The following is a 20,324-nucleotide window of genomic DNA, read 5'->3' as shown; positions in this document are numbered from 1 at the left end:
TATCACGTTTCATTTTACAGCACCTCAAAAAATAGTACATAATAGATGAAAGAAGTAAAGCATCAACACATGGGTACTACATTAGAAAAGAAGTACGCATCAATTAGGTAATACATTCATCATGAATTATAATAATAGAACATTTAGACCAGTATCTAATTCTGTTAACGGAGAAACTTCTGCGGAGACGTTATTTGAATACAAACAAAAAGATACAATTTTAACGTCTACATACAGTGGCGGGCAGATTGTAGAAGGTCATTTAATAGGTTTGGTAGCTTTGGACGGTACCATTGAAATGCGTTATCACCAAGTGAATACAAGAGGTGAATTAATGACAGGTGTTTGTTTCTCAAAACCCGAAATAATGGATAATGGAAAAATAAGGCTTCATGAAACTTGGCAGTGGACCTCTGGCGACAAATCTAAAGGAAATTCAATATTGGAAGAAATATGATACTTGAAGTAGCAGTTCTTAATATTAAACAAGGTTTAGAATCTAAGTTTGAAAAAGATTTTACTTTAGCTAGTGAATATATTCAATCTGTAAAAGGGTATCGTTCTCATACGTTACGCAGATGTTTAGAAGATAATTCGCAGTATATCTTATTGGTAGATTGGGTAGATGTGGAAAGTCATGAAGTAGGTTTTCGTAAATCTAAAGGTTATTTAAAGTGGAAAGAACTGTTACATGATTATTATGATCCTTTCCCAAAGGTGAATCATTACGAAACTGTTTTTGAAAACAAAAAGCAATAGTTAGTAGTTGATTCAAACTTATTTTATTCTTGCCTTTTTTCAAGTACTTCATCATCATCTTTAAATTTTAATCGTAGATAGCTGAACCACAATAAGCTTAGCTTTTCTTTCCTAATACACATTTGTTAAATTCACTATTCTTATTTAGAATAAGTAAAAATAATTTGTAGGGTATCATTTGATACTTTAGATTTGCGGCTCTATTTATATCTAATCTAAATAAAACATAATGAGAAAAGCAGTTTTAACCTTTGGCTTTATCGGTTTACTATTCGTTGGTTGTTCATCAGATGATGATGCACCTGCAGAAGTAATTGTTGACGAAACCATAGACAGATCAACAGTACTAACAAACTATGCTGATTTGGTTTTGGCAAATTATCAAGCCGCCATGATAGATGCAGAAGCATTGAAGGTCGCTATTGACGCCTTTGTAGCAACACCAACAGAAGATAATTTTAATGCTGCAAAAGAAGCATGGTTAACTTCAAGAGAAAGCTACGGTCCGTCTGAAGCTTTTCGTTTTGCAAATGGTCCTATAGACACTGGCGATACAGAAGAAATTGAAGGGTACTTAAATTCTTGGCCTTTAGATGAAGCATATATTGATTATGTTGAAGGAGATTTAAATGCAGGTATCATTAACGATACTGACAACTTCCCTTCACTTACAAAAGAATTATTGACCGGTGAGAACGGAAATGGTGGTGAAGAGAATGTAGCAATAGGCTACCATGCTATCGAATTTTTACTTTGGGGACAGGATCTTACCGCTCCTTCAGAAAATTTGGCTGGTCAAAGAGTCTATACCGATTTTGTTGACGATGGTACAGCAGAAAATCAAGATCGTAGAAGAGCGTATTTGGCTATAGTAGCAGATTTATTAACAGATCACCTACAAGTAGTTGTTGATGAATGGACAGGTGCATATAAAACTACTTTTTTAGCATTGGACGAAGATGAAGCTTTAGATAATATCATTAGCAGTATTGCTGAATTATCTAGAAGCGAGCTTGCTATTGAGCGTATTGCAGTTGCCTTGCAAAATCAAGATCAAGAAGATGAACACTCATGCTTTAGTGATAATACACATAGAGATATTCGATTAAATTTAGACGGTGTAGTAAATGTATATACTGGTTCTTATGGTAACGTTAACGGTAATTCATTACAAGATTTAATTACCGAGGCAGATGCTGATTTAGCAGCTGAATTAAATGCATTATTAGCAACCGCAGAAACAGAGGTTGATGCTACATTAGATCCGTTCGATTTAGCAATTGTTGATGGTGAGTCTAGTGTAGAAGGTGCAAAAGTGCAGACTGCGGCACAAGCGCTAGTTGCCTTTGGCGATAAATTATTAGAAGCTAAAGTTGTGCTAGATATCAATTAATACGAAATTCGCATGCAAATTTTGAACAAGGCTATTTTAATAGCACTTCTTTAGAGAATTAAAATTTAAAACTGGATTTATTTAAATCCAGTTTTGTTGTTATATAATATGAACAGATTTTCATTAATATATGTAGTGGTAATCAATATTTTACTGCTGTCATCATGTAGTAAAGACGAGGTGATAGTTCCTTTAATGGCAGAGGAAGGAGAAGAACTTTCGGGCGGTACTACCACATCGACTAATTTTTCTGCAGAAGCCTTTGGCTTTGCTTCACCAGATTTAACTTTTGATGAGCGGGTAACTTTTGGGGTTGGTAATTCACTTTTTAATCAAAGTTGGGTAACGGCTCCTGCATCTACCACAGCACGAGATGGGCTAGGTCCTTTTTTTAATGCCAGAAACTGTTCTGGATGTCATTTTAAGGATGGAAGAGGAAGACCACCTGCTTTTGATGGTGAGTTCTCGCACGGACTTCTTATTCGTTTGGGACTTTTAGAAACCGATGCTAATGGTGGCAATATTGGGGATCCTGTTTATGGAACACAGTTTCAAGATAATTCTATTTTAAGTGTTGATAATGAAGGTACACTTATAGTAACCTATACTCCGCTAACAGAAACCTATGATGATGGTACTCAGGTAAGTTTACAAGACCCGGAATACTCCTTCACCGGATTAGGATTTGGGGAGCTAAATAGTTTAACAAGACTTTCGCCTAGGGTTGCCAATCAAATGATTGGTCTAGGTCTTTTAGATGCTATACCAGATGCAACATTGTTAAGTTATTCAGATCCTAATGATGCCGATGATGACGGTATTTCTGGGAGAATAAACATGGTTTACGATGTAGAATCCAATACTATGGAAATTGGTCGTTTTGGATGGAAGGCAAATCAACCGAACATAAAGCAACAAGTTGCCGCTGCTTTTGCTGGCGATTTAGGCATCACCTCTTCATTATTTCCTGATGAAAATTGTCCTACACCATTAGATTGTGATGATTACCCAAATGGAGGTACTCCTGAAATTGAGGATGACAATTTAGAAAAAGTAGCTTTTTATGCAGCATCACTTTCTGTTCCGGCAAGAAGAGATGTAGACGATGAGGATGTTCTGGAAGGAAAATCGTTATTTGAAAGTGCTGAATGTATAAAATGTCATATCCCTAAAATTGAAACAGGTTCTTATGAGATAACAGCGTTGGCCAACCAAACCATTCGCCCATACACAGATTTACTTTTACATGATATGGGAGACGGTCTTGCAGACGGATTACCAGATTTTGATGCAAACGGCAATGAATGGCGCACACCTCCATTATGGGGCATTGGTCTTATAGAAACCGTAAATGGGCATACAAACCTTTTACATGATGGTAGGGCAAGAAATATAGAAGAAGCAATACTTTGGCATGGTGGCGAAGCACAAGCATCTAAAGAAAATTTTAAAAGCTTTTCTGCCGAAGAAAGAAGCAAATTAATTCAATTTTTGAATACACTTTAATACTATGAAAAATAAAATTCTATTCATCGCATTTTTACTCTTGGTTTTTTCATGCGGTAATGATGATAGTGAAGATAATGTGTCAATACCTGAAGTATCAACAGAAGATGGTCGTAGAATGCAAGTATCTGACCTATACGATTTTCAAATAAAAGTAAATCAAACTGCTCACGTAGCGTTATTGGATGGTTTGGTTTCTGCAAGTCATGATTTTTCATCGAACCCTACTGAAGTAGAACTTTTAGCGTTACAAAATGCGTGGAAGACTTCTTTTTTAAACTGGAAAAGTAATGAAGTATTTAACCTAGGAATTATTCAAAGCTCATTCATACACACCAGAATAAATCAATGGCCAATTAATTTTGAAGCTATTGAAGAAAATATTCTAGTAGAAGAAACATTAGATAATGATTTTGTTTCTAGTAAAGGTGCAAATACAAAAGGGTATAGCGCAATAGAATATTTGTTGTTTCATGATACTTCTAATATCGTATTGATAGAATTGACAACAGCGAATAATGCTGAAAAACGCATGCAATACCTATTGGCATTGATAGAGAATTTAAATGAGCAAAGTATCATATTAAAAGAATTTTGGGGTGAAGTGGAACCTAGTTTTAAAAGTAATTTAGAGACTGGGGTTAATGGAAGTCAAAACCAAGTAGTCAATGCCATTATTGCCGGGTTAGAATCTATGAAAGGTACTAAAATAGAGGAAGCCTTAAATGCAGAAAGTGACGGAGTTATTTATTTTGAGGCATATAGAAGTGAAATTAGTAAAGAAGCATTGATTGAAAATTTAGAAACGCTTAATAATAGTTATTTAGGTGATTATATTGGTGAAGAAGGTTTTGGATTAGATGATTATCTGATAGAAGTTTTAGATAGGCCAGACATTGATATAGCTATTCAAGAGACATTTCAGGTCGCCTTAAATGATCTTTACGATATCAACGGACCAATTGAGGATACATTGGTATCTGATATAGAAGCTTTAGATAACTTAAGGGTAGATTTACAAACAATAATTGGTCTTCTAAAAACCGATTTTTCTAGCGCCGCTAATATCGTAGTAACTTTCAATGACACTGATGGTGACTAGAAAATAAAATATGGGTTGATGTTTTTAAGCACCAACCCATAATTTATATAAGTATATAGAAAGAAGTATTGGTTATTCTTTCACCAATTCCTTGCTTAATTCTTCAAGAGAAACTCCCTTGGTTTCCGGCATTTTGGTAATTGCCCAAATAAGCTGAAATACCATCATAGCACAGAAGAAGTAATAAATATACCACACTTGGTCTTTCAAAATACCTTGTGCGGAGTCTAAGAAAAACGGAGTAATCAAAGTAATGATTGCTGCAAATACCCAGTGCACACTTACGCCCCAAGATTGCCCGTATGCACGAACACTGTTTGGGAATATCTCTGAAATAAATACCCAGATTACGGCACCTTGACCAATAGCGTGAGAGGCAACAAAAGTACAGATGAAGGTAAGTGTTAGGGTAGAACCTAAATCCAACTGAAAACATAGTCCCACCATTACCAAACTTATGATGTAACCAATAGATCCAATAATGATCAATTGTCGTCTGCCCAATTTATCTAATAATCGAATACCAATAAACGTAAATACGAGATTTACGATACCAATGGCAATAGAATTAAAAAGAGACTCTTTACCTCCCAGTCCCGCTTGCTCTAGTATTTCAGGAGCATAATAGAGTACAAAGTTGATGCCCGAAAGCTGATTGAAAAAGGCGATAAAGAAAGCTAGATAAAGCACTTTAGAATATTTCTTTTGAAAAAGGCTTTCACTTTTAGTAGAGTGCTTTAAATCGGTTTTTATCTCTATTAATTGTTGTGCTGCTTTTTCTTTTGAGTATATGATCTCTAATATTTTTAAAGCAGCAGCGTCGTCTTTTTTATGTAACGCCAACCATCTTGGGCTTTCTGGTACTGTAAATACCATTAGGGTATAAATAAATGCGGGTATAGCCTCTACACCTAGCATCCAACGCCAGTCGTTTGCTCCGTCGAATCCTTTAAGCAACCAGTTAGAAACAAAAGCAAGTAGAATACCAAAAACCAACCAGAACTGGTAGAGTCCGCCAAGCTTACCACGATTCTCTTTTGATGTAATTTCAGAGATATAAATAGGGGCGGCAACCGAAGATATACCAACGCCTACACCACCAATAAAACGAAATACAGAGAATGAATAAGGGTCTTGTGCCAAGGCAGAACCTAGGGCAGAAACCAAGAATAGAACACCTACCCAGAGTAAGGTCTTTTTACGACCTAAATTTTTGGTAGGTATACCGCCAAAAAGCGAGCCTACAACAGTACCCCATAATGCCATACTCATGATGAAAGTACCGTGAAATAGAGGTGAAGTATTCCATAATTGTTTAATGGGTTCGTTTGCTCCCGAGATAACTACGGTATCAAATCCAAATAAAAATCCTGCAAGCGCTACGGTTATAGACCAAACGATAATTCTGTTCATTGTTGAGTATTAAGTTGTAGTTAAATATAATAAATGAAAACCGTTAATTCTTAATCTAAAAGCACAACAAAAAAAATATAGAATTGCTAACTTGTGTTATAATTAAAAATTGAACGATGAAAGATTTAAAAAATAAAGTAGCTTATATAACAGGAGGCACTAAAGGTATTGGCTTTGCAGTGGCACAAACATTACTAAAACAAGGTATGAGAGTTGCTATTAGTGGTAGATCTCAGAGCAGTGTAGACCAAGCACTAAAAGATTTTAATAATGATGGCATTTTAGGTATTGTTTCTAATGTAGGCAAAATGGCAGATGAGAAAAATGCCGTTGCTAAAATAATAGAGAAGTGGGGACAAGTAGATGTGGTTTTGGCAAATGCCGGAGTGGGTCATTTTGCACCTATAGATGAGATGACAGATGAAGAATGGCATCAAATGATAGATACCAACCTTAACGGTGCTTTTCATACCCTAAAAGCTTCTGTCGAAGAATTAAAAAAGTCTAAAGGGTATTACATTACATTGGCGAGTTTGGCAGGTACCAATTTCTTCGCAAAAGCAGCTGGGTACAATGCTTCTAAATTTGGCGTAGTTGGTTTTACGCAAGCGGCAATGTTAGATTTAAGAAAGTACGATATTAAGGTGTCTACCATAATGCCAGGTTCTGTGGCAACACATTTTAATAATAACGAACCAGATGAAAAAGATGCATGGAAAATTCAACCAGAAGATATTGGTGAATTGGTATTGGATCTTTTACAAATGAACGAAAGAACCTTACCTAGTAAAATTGAGGTAAGGCCTACAAGACCAGACAAGAAGTAGTATTACACTTCTTTTTCTGTAAATGGAATGTCAGCATTACAGATTTCTGTAATTAACTGACCAAGAATCTGCTCGAAATCAGAAATGACCTCATTAGTGATAATATGGTTTTTTGTGGTTGATCGGGCAGATTCTTTTTGTGCAAATAACAACGTACCTTCTGCAAAATTCTTTAAAGAGATAATACCTGCTTGAATAGATAAGTTTTCTGTAGGATGTGTTTTAGAATACATCAATCCGTAGCAAAGCAACTGAAACGCCTTACTGTACTGATATTCATCGGTCAAAACATCCCATTCTACAATCTCTACATTACGGCGTTCTACTTTCCCGGTTTTATAATCTATGATACGGGTTATACCGTCATATTCATCTACACGGTCTAATTTTCCTTTTAAGATGATAGGGAAATCTAATCCGGCAACTTCTAAAGGCACTGATAGCGCTTGCTCTAATGCAATAATGGTAATACTATGGTCGGCAAGTTCTTTTACCTCAACATCAATAAACGTTTGTATGTATTTAAGAATAACATGAAAAGAAATGTAGTTTTTACCAGAACTAATGTTTCCGTCTTTAAAGGTTTTTTCAAAATTCTGAGCGACAATGGTAGGTATTCCTTTTCGAATGCCATTTAGTAGATCTGCCGTAAGCGGTTTACCAATTAGAGGTGTATACAGTTCTTCTAAACTATCATGTACAATGGTACCGAAAGTATTGGGTGCCAAGGTTTCTTCTACTTGTAATACCTCGTTAATATTTAATAAATTCTGCTTGTAGAAATCAATAGGGTTTCTAATGTAATTGCTGAGTGAGCTAGGTGAAAAACCTTTTCTGGCTTTGTCTTTTATAAGCGCAGCCAGCGAAGTGGTTTTTTCTACCTGTTCAATTTTTTTGGTAATAGGTTGTATAGTTGGTGTAGCTATAAAAGATTTAATATTTGTTCTATTATCATCTGTCAATAACTGTGTAATCAATCGACTTCGTTCTCCGCCTTCTAATGCATCTGGCTCGGTATTGTACAATATATATACATTTTTGGCACGTTGTAATAAACGATAGAAGTGATACGTATAAACAGCATCTTTCTCTTTATAGGTCGGTAATCCGTTTTTGATTTTTAGGTCGTACGGAATAAATGAATTGTTAGATTTACCCGATGGCAATACACCTTCGTTGACAGAAGTAATAATAATAGTTTCAAAATCTAACAAACGACTTTCTAGCATTCCCATAATCTGGATGCCTTCAATAGGATTTCCCTGAAAATCTAAAGTTTCTGAGCTTAACAACTGTGAAAATAGATGTTTTAAACTTTTAAGATTATTGATATAGGTAAAACTGTTACAAAGATCTTTTAGCTGATTGAATAATGTAAAGAATTTATAAAGCTGCTCTAACAAAAGAGAATTTTCTTTTACTACGTCTATAACTCTTATGGCTTCAATAAGAGCTAAAAAATCATCTATAAGTCGATTCGGGTTATTCTTGACATCTTCGAACAGTAAGTTGATTGCTGCATTTTCTGGTAATAGTTCACGTATTTGTGCATTTGTGATATATGACCAGTTATTTGTTTTAATTTTTGATATTAAACTGTCTGTAGAGACTTCATTTGCGTCAAATAAAAGTACAGCATACGAATGTGTCAAAAGATTAAGTAAGTACTTGTAGAACCATCCTTTTTCGGTCTTTTGTTCATGAAACTCTATAAGGTTGGTGAAAAAGCTAGCCAAAGTAGTAGATGCTAACTTTTGACCCATGGTAATATTGGTAGCAGGTATATTATCGGGAATAGAATTTAATAACGGATTTAATAATTCTTCATTACCAAGTACAATAGCTGCATTGCGTAGAGCATCTGGTGAGTCATTCTGAATTTTGTATAATAAATCGCCTACATAATTTACTTGAGAGATGTTTTTAGGCACCCCAATTATTTCAATATGTTTTTCGGTGTTATAGTAATTGGTTAGTCCCGCAAGAGGTTTTCCTTTTAAAACGTTCCATGTGCTTTGATAGTTTCTTATAAAGAAACCGGCATCATGAATATTGTCTTGTAAGAAGTAGGGGTCAATATCCCAATAAATATTGGCATCTGTTTTTTCAAGAATAGTCTGTATAAGAATACTCTCGGCAGTATTCAAGGCATTAAAACCAAGAAAGATGTGTTTTTTATTCGTGTTATCAAGGTAGTTAGGCAATTCTGCTACCGAGGTTTTATAGATGAGTCCCTGGTGACCAAGTCCTTGTTCTAGTAATCTTCCATTAAATTGATTGTAGATATCTTCTAAATACCTCCAGAAGTGAAGGTAGTTTTGAATCATTTCAGAATTATCAGGATTCAATGACCAATGGTTGACTTCCTGAATGGCAGCAACATTCTGGTATAGTGTAGACGCATCAACTAAGTAACGGTCTACTTCATTAAAATCTTGTAAAAGTATTTGTCCCCATTTTAAAAAAGAATCGAAAGATTCCTTTTCATAATCGCCCACTTTTAAATAGGCATTATAGAGTTCAAATAATTGTGTGGTAGTATTTGCAGTTACAAGGTTAGAAACCTTTTCAATGAAATCTTCAATACTATAGATATCAGGGGCAAGTACGGTTTGTGTAAGTGATTTTGATAGTATTTTTTTAAGAAATACACCTGCTCGTTTACTTGGTAGAATAAAAACTACTTTACCAGTATCTGGGTTATTTTTTAAAACGTCTAGTACTACATCTTGTATAAAACTCTGCATATAGTGTAAAAATAAAAAAGCCCCGCAATATTGCGGGGCTTTTAGTTATTAAAACACTTAGGTTTTTATAAACTTATTTTACTAAGTTAATTTCTACCCTTCTGTTTTGAGCTCTACCAGTTCTTGTATTGTTTGTAGCCATTGGCTTAGACTCACCGTAACCTACAGCAGATAATCTAAACTCTTCGATTCCTTTGTCTACTAAGAATTCTTTTACAGAAAGAGCTCTTGACTCAGAAAGGCTTTGGTTTAATTTTTCGCTACCTACGCTGTCAGTATGACCTTCAACAGTAAACTTAGCGTTAGGGTATTCTTTAAGGATTGTGATAATGTCAACCATTACAGAAGTAGACTCAGCTTTGATAGAAGATTTACCAGTATCAAATAAGATAGTTCTAGCATAATCATTCAATTGCTTTTGAACTTCTTCAGTTACTTCAGGACAACCAGCGTTAGCTACTGTACCAGCAACATCAGGACATTGATCATCTTTGTCAAGTACACCATCACCGTCTTTATCAGCCCAAGGACAACCTTTGTTTTCAGCAGGACCAGCTTCAGAAGGACAAGCGTCATCTTTATCAGCAACACCATCGCCATCAGCATCAGGACAACCAGCTAAAGCAGGAAGACCAGCTTCGTTAGGACAAGCATCATCTTTATCAGCAACACCGTCACCGTCAGCATCAGGACATCCGTTCATTTCTTTAGAACCAGCTTCGTTAGGACAAGCATCTTTGCTGTCTTCGATGCCATCGCCGTCAGAATCAGGACAACCGTTGAATGCTTCAAGACCAGCAACTTCTGGACAAGCATCATCTTTATCATAGATACCATCACCGTCAGTATCAGTACCACCAAATTTAACTGAAATACCAGCTAAGTGTTGGAAGTGAGGAGCTAAGTAATCTTCGAAAGCATGCTTGTAAGAAGATTGTAATGTAAGACCTAAGTTTTCAGTAAACCAGATATTAACACCAATACCACCATTTGCAGTACCAGCACCGATTTCATCGATCCAAGTATAACCACCACCAATCTCTACGAAAGGATCAATAACAGTTTGTCTTTTTATGATATCATATTTAATTGTACCATCTATAGCGTAGTGAGAAAGGTCGTCAACGCTAGTATCACCAAATTTGCTAATCTTGTTAAGAGAACCTCTAGCTCCAACAGAGAAACCATCTCCAATTGACTTAGATACTCCTACATAAGAGACAGAAGGTAAAATGTTCCAGTGATCGTTCACATTGAAGAATTCGTTACCGAAAGAACTTACATCCGAAGTTGGATATACGTCAACGGCATTAACCCCAAATTGCACTTGCCAAGGGTTATTCTCGTCTTGCGCTTGTATGCTGTTGATACCTACCACAAGTAGGGCAACTGCCAATAATTTGCTAAGATGTTTCATGTATTAAATTTTAAGTTTAAGTGTTTATTAGCTGCAAATGTAACTTGTTAAATATTATTAACAAAATCAATTTCCTATTTTTTTTAATGCATTTAATAGATTAAATATTGCATTTAAACGATTTTTAATTCTTTTCCGACTTCTGTAAATGCTTTTATGGCAGCATCTAAATGTTCTTTTGTATGAGCAGCAGATAGTTGAACCCTAATGCGGGCCTTATCTTTTGGTACTACAGGATAGAAAAAACCAATCACATAAATTCCTCTTTCCAACAACTTATTTGCCATATCTTGTGATAATTTGGCATCGTATAACATTACAGGTACTATTGCAGAATCTCCGTCAACAATGTCGAAACCTGCGTTTTTAATGCCTTTTTTGAAGTATGCAGTATTTTCCTGCAATTTATCTCGCAGCGAAGTGTCATTTTCTAACATATCGAATACCTTTATAGATGCCCCTACAATAGCTGGCGCTAAAGAGTTAGAGAACAAATAAGGTCTAGAGCGTTGTCTTAATAGGGTAATAATTTCTTTTTTACCAGTTGTGTAACCCCCCATTGCACCACCTAATGCCTTACCAAGTGTACCGGTGATGATATCTATTCTGCCCATCACTCCTTTTTCCTCTAAGGTTCCTTTTCCTTTTTCACCTATAAATCCGGTAGCATGGCATTCATCTATCATAACTAAAGCATCGTACTTATCGGCTAGATCACAAATTTTATCTAACGGAGCTACAATACCATCCATAGAGAACACGCCGTCGGTAACAATAATTTTAAATCGTGCGCCGTCTTCATTCGCTTTTATAAGTTGTGCCTCTAAATCTTGCATGTTACTATTAGCATAACGGTAACGCTTTGCTTTACACAAACGCACACCATCAATAATAGAGGCATGGTTTAAAGAATCAGAAATAATAGCATCTTCTGCATTTAGCAAAGGTTCAAACACCCCACCATTGGCATCAAAAGCAGCGGCATATAATATGGTGTCTTCTGTGCCATAGAAATGAGCAATCTTTGCTTCTAATGTCTTATGTATATCTTGGGTACCACAAATAAATCTAACAGAAGACATACCGAAGCCATGCGTATCCATAGCATCTTTTGCCGCCTGTATAACATCTGGGTGAGATGAAAGTCCTAAATAATTATTAGCACAAAAATTGATAACCTCTTGCCCGGTGTTGATTTTGATTACAGCATCTTGCGGAGAAACGATAATTCTTTCCTCTTTAAAGAGTCCGTCATTTTTAATGTTCTCAATTTCTTGCTGTAGATGTTCTTTAATTTTTCCGTACATATTCCTTTATATATAATCTAGTTCTATTTCAGTATTAATATACACAATGATCTTGTGATCTATGGTGTAGCCCATATTTGAAAAACTCTGGGCATACGTATTTATTTGATGATGGTATTTTGGGTTTTGTTCGCCTGTTTTATAATCTATAATGGTAGCGTGGTTATCTTTTAGCACCACCCTATCTGGTCTTTGAACCGTACCATCTGCCATTAATAGGTCGCGTTCATTTAGTACTTCAACATCATTTTGGTAAAATTGCGTCAAATCTTTATGAAAGATGACCTTTTTTACAATTTCCTTTGTCCCGTTTACTTCTTGCTCTTTTATCAATCCTTTTTGTAGCGCCATTTGTACAGCTCTATCTAAATCGACCGTTGTAAAAATAGCACCTAATATATAATGTATAACATTACCTTGATTAATGGCAACATCTAAGCCTTCATCCCATAAAGTACCAGCTAATGCAAGTATCTTAAAATCGGGTCTATTTATGTTAGTATATATATAAGGTATAGTAAGTTGATCTGTACTCGTTTGTTTTTTAGATGTCTGTGGTATTAATTTACCAAAGTCGTATGATAGTTTGTCTTGTTGATATTCGCCTATACTCTTTAGAAAATGTATGAATAGACCAGAGTAACTATTTGTATTGTGTTCTCCTTTTCTGTCAAGTTTGTTGGCGCTAATAATAAACAGGGCATTAACCGCTCTTGTAAGCACTACATATAAAAGATTGAAAGCATCAAGCTGTAATTTTTGATGGTCAATTTCATAAAGTAATGATTCAAGTTCACCGTATTCTTGAACTTCTTGTTTTTTATTGATAAGTACTTCGGAAAAGCCAAGGAATTCTTCTTTGTTTACCGGAAGCCATAATTTTGGATCAATCTCTTCAAACACGTTTGAATTTGCATAAGGGAAAATAACTACCGGAAACTCCAGCCCTTTAGATTTATGAATGGTCATAATTTGTACCGATTCAATATTTTCGGGTGTGCTTATGCTTGCCGAGTTACCTTTCTTATCCCAATAGTCTAAAAATGACTGCATGTCAGAACCATACTTTTGCTCTACATCAAAAACCAGATCCATAAATGCAGAAAGGTGCGCATCTGAAGTTGGGATAAGATCAAAGGTTTTTATGCCATAAGCCAATCCGTCAAAAACCGAAGCCTGTCTTAGTTTAGAAGCATCGAAACCATAAGTTTCTAACAAGTGTGTATTAAGCTTTCCTAAATTCTCATAGATATAGGCATGCTTATCATTTTTGCCTTCCGACAGAAAATTTAAAATCTCATATTGGATCTCTAGTTCAGTAGGTTGAACCATATGCCTTATCAGCTGAACTAAGAAAATAGCTTTGGCACTTTCACTAAGTAATAGGGAATCTGAAGAAACAACGGGAATTTTGTGCTGCATTAAAAAATCTGCCAACAGAAGACCATGCTTTTTCTTTCTTATAATAATACAGATATCGCTAAAGGTATACCCTTGGCTTAAACATTGTTGAATAGTTGCCAATGTGTTCGCTGCATATTCCTCATCAGTATCTTCTTCTAACAAGGAAATATTTACGTAACCACCCTCTTTCTGATTGGTTTCTTGTGTATTGCCAATTTTAAAGAACTCTTGGTAAATGTCGTTTTCTAAAAACGGACTAATACTTTGAAAAAAGTTGTTATTGAAGTTGATGATTTCTGCATAACTTCTATAGTTTTTTGGTAACGTAACCAGATCAGACTGTATGGTGAATGGGTGCGCTTGGTGCGTTGCTAATTCAAGAAATTGTTCGGCTTTACCACCACGCCATCTATAAATGGCTTGTTTTGGGTCTCCCACCAAAAACAAAGATCCAGTACTGCCCAATTCATCTTCACCCTCCATGGCGCTACCAATTAAAGGAATAAGATTTTCCCATTGCATTTGCGAAGTGTCTTGAAATTCGTCTATGAAATAATGACGATACTTTTCTCCAAGGCGCTCGTAAATAAAAGGGGCAGGTTGGTCTTTAACCTCTTTTGCAATTAAGGTGTTAAATTCAGAAATAGACAATTGGTCTTTTTCTTCTTGAATAATCTTCAGTTCTTTTTGTATCGCATTTAGTAATGCAAAAGGAATGATGTTTCTATTGATGTTAGCATACAATCCCCTTTTATATATAAGCTGTTTTATAGCTTGATAATGATGAAGTAATTGTGATGCTAATTCTGCTGGAGCATTTTTAATGGTTGCTTTTACTATTTTTCCTTCAATTAAATTATCCTCTAGTTTGTTATTGTAGAGTTGTGTAGGTGTAAAGTTGCCAGCTACTATTTTTTTGAAATGGTTAGGTAAGGTTTCTCTAGGGAAATCTTTTAAATCTAAGCCAGATGAAGTGATAACATCAAGAGCTGCAGTAGCAAGTTCTACAATTTTTTTCTCTAAAGTTTTGGTTTCTTTTTTAAGATGAGCTTGAAGTTTTAGAAAATCGCCTAATTCTATTTCTTGTAAATGTTTTAAATGTTCGGCATTGTTTTCATCGAAAATCAGTTTACCGATTTTTAAGAGATCAAAACCAATATCCCAACTTCGGTCATCTTCAATTTTTTCAATGGCAAAATCTAAAAGTACTTTCGTAAACTCAGGATCCTCACCGGCTTTACTAATAACACGCTCAACAGCTTCTTGTAAAAGTAAGTCTACATCAAGAACAACCTCAAAGTTCTGAGGTATCTTCAAATCTTTAGCGAAAGTTCTAATAAGTCTGTGGGTAAACTTATCTATGGTAGAAATATCAAAAAAGGCATAGTTGTGTAGTATTTGCTTTAATCGAAGTTTACTTAATGCTGGCAGTTCTTCAAAAGTGTAATTGGTTTCTTTTAGTATGTCATTAAATAATGGATTAGCATCTTCAGTAGAAGTGATTTTAGAAAACTCGAACAGGCTGTTCAATATTCTATGTTTCATCTCATTTACTGCTTTGTTAGTAAATGTGATAGCTAATATTTTTCTGAAATTCTGCGGCGAAGCCAGTATAATTTTCAAGTAAACCTTAGCAAGAGCGTAGGTTTTACCTGATCCGGCAGAAGCATTGTATATGGTAAAAGAATTACTGGACACTGATTTTTACTGCAAATTAAGGATTCCTGTACAGTTCTTAACAAATTATTACATGAATATAAATGTTAAAATCCGTAACTTTGAGATACAATTAATATTAATCTAAAAACACATAAATTATGGCTTTTGAACTACCAAAATTGCCTTACGCCTATGATGCTCTTGAGCCTCATATTGATGCAAGGACAATGGAAATACACCATACAAAACATCACCAAGGATATACATCTAAATTAAATGCTGCTATAGAAGGTACTGACCTTGCTGGGAAGTCTATAGAAGATATTTTAACAGGATTGGATATGAGTAATGGTGCTGTTAGAAATAACGGTGGAGGATTTTACAATCACTCATTATTCTGGACAATATTATCACCAAACGGTGGAGGAAAGCCTAGTGGTGAATTAGCAACTGCAATTGAAAGCGCTTTTGGTTCTTTCGAAGAATTCAAAAATAAGTTTACAACTGCTGCAGGTACAAGATTTGGTTCTGGTTGGGCATGGTTATGTGTTCATAAAGGAGGTAAAGTAGAAGTATGTTCTACACCAAATCAAGACAATCCATTAATGCCAGGAGTTGAATGTGGAGGTCAGCCAATCTTAGGTTTAGATGTATGGGAACATGCATATTACCTAAATTACCAAAACAAGAGACCAGATTATATTGAAGCGTTTTTCAATATTATTAACTGGGATGAAGTTTCGAAAAGATACGCAAGTAACAAATAATAAAGAGTAGAAATATTCTTAACTATTTTGTAAGAAACCACTTATGAATTATTCATGGGTGGTTTTTTTGGTTTTAAAATAGAAAAGGGCGGAGAAGTCTCCACCCTTTTCGTCCCAAATCTTACCATAAACTTAACCTACTTATGCTATGGCGAGACTAAATTACTGGTATTGAGTAAATAAAAAAAGGATTTTTAAGAAAAATATAAACTTTTATTTAACAGAAGATGTTTTACTAGGGGTAGGTCATTAGGGCTAACTAGTTGTTTTATAAGCCAATTGGTATAAAATAAAAAGACGGAGCATTGCTCCGTCTTTTCCCCAAATCTTACCATGAACTTAACCTACTTATGCTATGGTTCTGTAAATATATAGGCATACGGTGTTTTATAAAGAGCTATTCGTTGTACGTCACAAACTTAGGTTGTACTACTAGAATTAATAATTTAGGAAGATTTTGTGTGGTTGTGAAGTTAGAAATGGCTTTAAAATAAAAAGACGGAGCAATGCTCCGTCTTTTCCCCAAATCTTACCATGAACTTAACCTACTTATGCTATGGTTCTGTAAATGTATATGCAGATGGGGTATTATAAAAAGCTATTCGTTGTACGTCACAAACTTAAGTTGTACTACTAGAATTAATAATTTAGGAAGATTTTGTGTGGTTGTGAAGTTAGAAATGGCTTTAAAATAAAAAGACGGAGCAATGCTCCGTCTTTTTCCCCAAATCTTACCATGAACTTAACCTACTTATGCTATGGTTCTGTAAATGTAATAGGCTTGTTAATGAATGTAAAAGGTATTGGCTGAAAGTCTCGTAATTACGTTAAAAGGAGCTTTGTGAAGAAACGGATTACAAATCTGTTTGAAGAAAAAAATGGCAAATAAAAAAGGTGGAGAAACCTCCACCTTTTTTGCCCCAAATCTTACCATGAACTTAACCTACTTATGCTATGGTAGCTTTAAAAGTAAAGCTGGTTAAGTCAAATCGACCATTCGGTCGTTAAAATACTGTATTCATCGATGAAATACATAAATAGAATGCATTTCATCGATATATTATTTAATATGCGCGTTCGTTGTTGCCTTCATAAAAGTTAATGAATGCCTTATTTACTACTCTATTTCCGCCTGGTGTTGGGTAGTTACCGGTAAAATACCAATCTCCTAAGTTTTTAGGACAAGCCTCATGTAGGTTTTCAATGGTTTGGTAAATAATAGAAACTTCAGCGTTTATTCCTTCAGGGCTAAGTAACTCTCCGGTTTTCTTTGAAATTTGTTTCGCGGTAAATGGAGCATAGAATTCTTTAACATAGTTAATAACGTCGTTATCATGACTACCAACCTGTGTTAAGCACTTTTTGTAGATATCTTCTACGATATGCATAGAGTTATTGTCTTCGTGTAAAGCTAAAGTTGCTTTAAAGGCAATAAAGTCTTCTAGTTTGGCCATATCAATACCATAACAATCTGGATATCTAATTTGCGGCGCAGATGATACCACTATAATTTTCTTAGGTGATAATCTATCTAATATTCTTAGAATACTCTTTTTTAATGTGGTACCCCGAACAATACTATCATCGATAATAACTAGATTGTCACCTTTCTTTACAGATCCATAAGAAATGTCATAGACGTGCGCTACAAGATCATCTCTACTGCTATCTTGAGTAATGAATGTTCTAAGCTTCGCATCTTTAATGGCAACTTTCTCTATTCTAGGGCGTACATCTAGTATCTCATGTAATTGTTCACCTGTAATACCTGTACCTAAAGCTAGTATTTGCTCTTCCTTTTTCTTGTTCAAGTAATTTTGAGCTTCCTTAACCATTCCGTAGAAAGAAGTTTCGGCTGTATTTGGTATATATGAGAAAACGGTATTCTTGATATCCTCGTTGATAGCTTCTAATATTTGAGGAAATACCAACTTACCTAAAGCTTTACGCTCTTGGTAAATTTCTTTATCGCTACCTCTAGAGAAATAGATACGTTCAAAAGAACAAGCTTTTCGCTCTTTAGGCTCTAGTATTTGTTTAATGTCGCTGGTGCCATTCTTTTTAATAATGATAGCTGCACCGGGATCTAATTCTTTCACCTCGTCGTAAGGTACATTGAATACGGTTTGTATTGCTGGTCTTTCTGATGCTACAACAACAACTTCGTCATCTCTATAGTAGTATGCAGGTCTAATGCCGCTTGGATCTCTTAATACAAAAGCATCACCATGACCAAGTAAACCTGCCATCGCATAACCACCATCAAAATTTTTGGCAGCCCTTCTTAATATTTTGTACACCTTTAAACGTTCGGCTATGAGGGGAGAAGCTTCTTGTTTAGTGTATCCTTCTTTTTTAATTTGCTTGTATAGTTTGGCAACCGCATCATCTAGAAAATGACCTATCTTTTCCATTACGGTCACCGTATCGGCCATTTCTTTTGGATGTTGCCCTAACTGAATTAAATTATCGAACAGTTCGTGAACATTGGTCATGTTGAAATTACCTGCAACAATAAGGTTACGGTGCATCCAATTGTTTTGTCTTAAAAATGGGTGAACACTTTCAATACTGTTTTTACCAAAAGTTCCATAACGTACATGCCCTAAAAGTAATTCTCCTATATAAGGTATGTGCTTTTTTTGCAAAGCAACATCATCTTCATACTCCGGATGCTCTTTAAGCTCAGAGTTGATACGGTCGTTGATTTGGGCAAAAATATCTTGTATAGGTTGTTGTTGACATGAGCGTACACGGCTCATATAACGTTCCCCAGCTTCTACATCTAATTTTATACTAGCAAAACCTGCACCATCTTGACCACGATTGTGCTGTTTTTCCATCATTAGATACATTTTATTTACACCATAAAATGCTGTTCCATATTTTTCCTTGTAATACTCTAGTGGTTTTAATAACCGTATTACAGAAATACCACACTCATGCTTAATTGCGTCACTCATTGTTTTTGGTATTAAAAAAGCCCCAAAAAATTGAGGCAAGGGGATTATTGTAATTCTATATCAAACTGAGTCAGTCTTTTAAACTGATGTAGTCTCTCTCTAATTTCTTTACGATCTAAGTCAACCATTCTTTCTGTGCCAAATTTTTCAACACTAAAGGATGCCAAATTGGATCCGTGTATAATAGCCTTCTTCATATTCTCAAAAGAACTATCATCGCTTGCTGCCAGATATCCTGAAAATCCACCAGCAAAAGTATCACCTGCACCAGTTGGGTCAAATACCTCTTCTAAAGGTAATGCCGGTGCAAAGAAGATTTGGTCTTCATTAAATAATAAAGCCCCATGTTCCCCTTTTTTGATAACCACATATTTAGGCCCCATGGTAAAAATCTTTTGAGCTGCTTTAACTAAAGAGTATTCGCCAGTTAGTTGTCTAGCTTCCTCATCATTAATAGTTAGTACATCTATATGTTTAATGACTTCCATTAAATCATTCAAAGCATTGTCCATCCAAAAATTCATGGTGTCCAATATGATTAATTTTGGTCGTTTTTTCATCTGATTAATTACACCTAATTGAACAATTGGGTGGAGATTACCTAGCATAACTACATCGGCATCATTATAATCTTCAGGAACTACAGGGTTGAAGTCTTCTAGGGTGTTCAATTCTGTAACAAGAGTATCTCTAGAATTTAAATCGTTATGGTATTTACCTTTCCAGAAGAAAGTTTTGCCACCTTTTACGATTTCCAAGCCAGAAATGTCAATACCTCTGTCAGTTAAAAGATCTAAATATTCTTGTGGTAAATCATCACCTACAATAGAAATAATAGCTGAATCTACATCGAATTGAGATGCTGCTAAGCCAATATAGGTAGCTGCGCCGCCCAATATTTTATCTGTTTTTCCAAAAGGAGTTTCGATGGCGTCAAAAGCGACAGTACCTACTATTAAAAGCTTGCCCATAAAATTGTAAAAATTTAAGCTGCAAATATACGATTTTGTAGTTCGAAATTAATAATAGGATAGACAGATTACTGGATACAGATATTGAT

14 protein-coding genes are annotated in these 20,324 nt (G+C 35.2%); 7 read left to right on the top strand and 7 right to left on the bottom strand.

All coding sequences use genetic code 11. The annotated features are described in order from the left end of the window. Positions 1–121 precede the first annotated feature (121 nt). From Q0871_RS17295 to Q0871_RS17275, 5 genes are all read left to right on the top strand, one after another. Positions 122–457 carry a n-acetylglutamate synthase gene (locus Q0871_RS17295; protein WP_367275158.1) on the top strand — a complete coding sequence of 112 codons (336 nt, stop codon included), beginning with the start codon at positions 122–124 and terminating at the stop codon, positions 455–457. Further along, the gene (locus Q0871_RS17290; RefSeq protein WP_299325926.1) at positions 454–759 is read left to right on the top strand and encodes an antibiotic biosynthesis monooxygenase; all 306 of its coding nucleotides are present in this window, start codon (positions 454–456) and stop codon (positions 757–759) included. Before Q0871_RS17295 ends, Q0871_RS17290 begins: the two co-directional genes overlap by 4 nt. 229 nt (positions 760–988) lie before the next feature. After that, positions 989–2,152 carry an imelysin family protein gene (locus tag Q0871_RS17285; RefSeq protein ID WP_299325924.1) on the top strand — a complete coding sequence of 388 codons (1,164 nt, stop codon included), beginning with the start codon at positions 989–991 and terminating at the stop codon, positions 2,150–2,152. 108 nt (positions 2,153–2,260) lie between these two features. Next, entirely contained in the window at positions 2,261–3,658 is a 1,398-nt protein-coding gene (locus tag Q0871_RS17280; protein WP_299325922.1) for a di-heme oxidoredictase family protein, read from the top strand. A gap of 4 nt (positions 3,659–3,662) precedes the next feature. Next, positions 3,663–4,760, top strand: a complete 1,098-nt coding sequence (locus Q0871_RS17275; protein ID WP_299325920.1) for an imelysin family protein — start codon at positions 3,663–3,665, stop codon at positions 4,758–4,760. 72 nt (positions 4,761–4,832) lie between these two features. Here Q0871_RS17275 and Q0871_RS17270 read toward each other — a convergent pair whose 3' ends face one another. Beyond that, positions 4,833–6,173, bottom strand: a complete 1,341-nt coding sequence (locus Q0871_RS17270; protein WP_299325918.1) for a sugar porter family MFS transporter — start codon at positions 6,171–6,173, stop codon at positions 4,833–4,835. Positions 6,174–6,289: 116 nt separating this feature from the next. On the opposite strand from Q0871_RS17270, the gene Q0871_RS17265 reads away from it, so the two are divergent. Beyond that, positions 6,290–7,000, top strand: a complete 711-nt coding sequence (locus Q0871_RS17265; protein WP_299325916.1) for an SDR family oxidoreductase — start codon at positions 6,290–6,292, stop codon at positions 6,998–7,000. 2 nt (positions 7,001–7,002) lie between these two features. On the opposite strand, the gene Q0871_RS17260 is transcribed toward Q0871_RS17265, so the two are convergent. The 4 genes from Q0871_RS17260 to Q0871_RS17245 form a co-directional block, all read right to left on the bottom strand. After that, positions 7,003–9,747, bottom strand: a complete 2,745-nt coding sequence (locus Q0871_RS17260; RefSeq protein WP_299325914.1) for a PD-(D/E)XK nuclease family protein — start codon at positions 9,745–9,747, stop codon at positions 7,003–7,005. Positions 9,748–9,820: 73 nt separating this feature from the next. Further along, on the bottom strand, positions 9,821–11,164 hold the full coding sequence (locus Q0871_RS17255; protein WP_299325912.1) for an OmpA family protein: 1,344 nt from the start codon (positions 11,162–11,164) through the stop codon (positions 9,821–9,823). 113 nt (positions 11,165–11,277) lie between these two features. After that, complete coding sequence (gene kbl / locus Q0871_RS17250; protein WP_299325910.1) at positions 11,278–12,471, bottom strand: glycine C-acetyltransferase; 1,194 nt, start codon at positions 12,469–12,471, stop codon at positions 11,278–11,280. A 6-nt stretch (positions 12,472–12,477) separates the two neighbouring features. Beyond that, positions 12,478–15,573: an exodeoxyribonuclease V subunit beta gene (locus Q0871_RS17245; RefSeq protein WP_299325909.1), complete on the bottom strand. Its 3,096-nt coding sequence runs from the start codon at positions 15,571–15,573 to the stop codon at positions 12,478–12,480. Between the two features lie 119 nt (positions 15,574–15,692). Here Q0871_RS17245 and Q0871_RS17240 point away from each other — a divergent pair, with 119 nt between their 5' ends. Next, positions 15,693–16,301 carry a superoxide dismutase gene (locus tag Q0871_RS17240; RefSeq protein WP_299325908.1) on the top strand — a complete coding sequence of 203 codons (609 nt, stop codon included), beginning with the start codon at positions 15,693–15,695 and terminating at the stop codon, positions 16,299–16,301. Positions 16,302–17,365: 1,064 nt separating this feature from the next. Here Q0871_RS17240 and Q0871_RS17235 read toward each other — a convergent pair. Together Q0871_RS17235 and Q0871_RS17230 are read right to left on the bottom strand one after the other, a co-directional pair. Continuing rightward, positions 17,366–19,264 carry an amidophosphoribosyltransferase gene (locus Q0871_RS17235; protein ID WP_299325907.1) on the bottom strand — a complete coding sequence of 633 codons (1,899 nt, stop codon included), beginning with the start codon at positions 19,262–19,264 and terminating at the stop codon, positions 17,366–17,368. A gap of 44 nt (positions 19,265–19,308) precedes the next feature. Further along, complete coding sequence (locus Q0871_RS17230; protein ID WP_299325906.1) at positions 19,309–20,235, bottom strand: PfkB family carbohydrate kinase; 927 nt, start codon at positions 20,233–20,235, stop codon at positions 19,309–19,311. Positions 20,236–20,324: the final 89 nt, after the last annotated feature.

Source organism: uncultured Maribacter sp. (genome assembly GCF_947500985.1).
Lineage (GTDB): Bacteria > Bacteroidota > Bacteroidia > Flavobacteriales > Flavobacteriaceae > Maribacter.
Note: the sequence above shows the minus strand (reverse complement) of the source record. Positions and strands in the feature narration are given on the sequence as shown.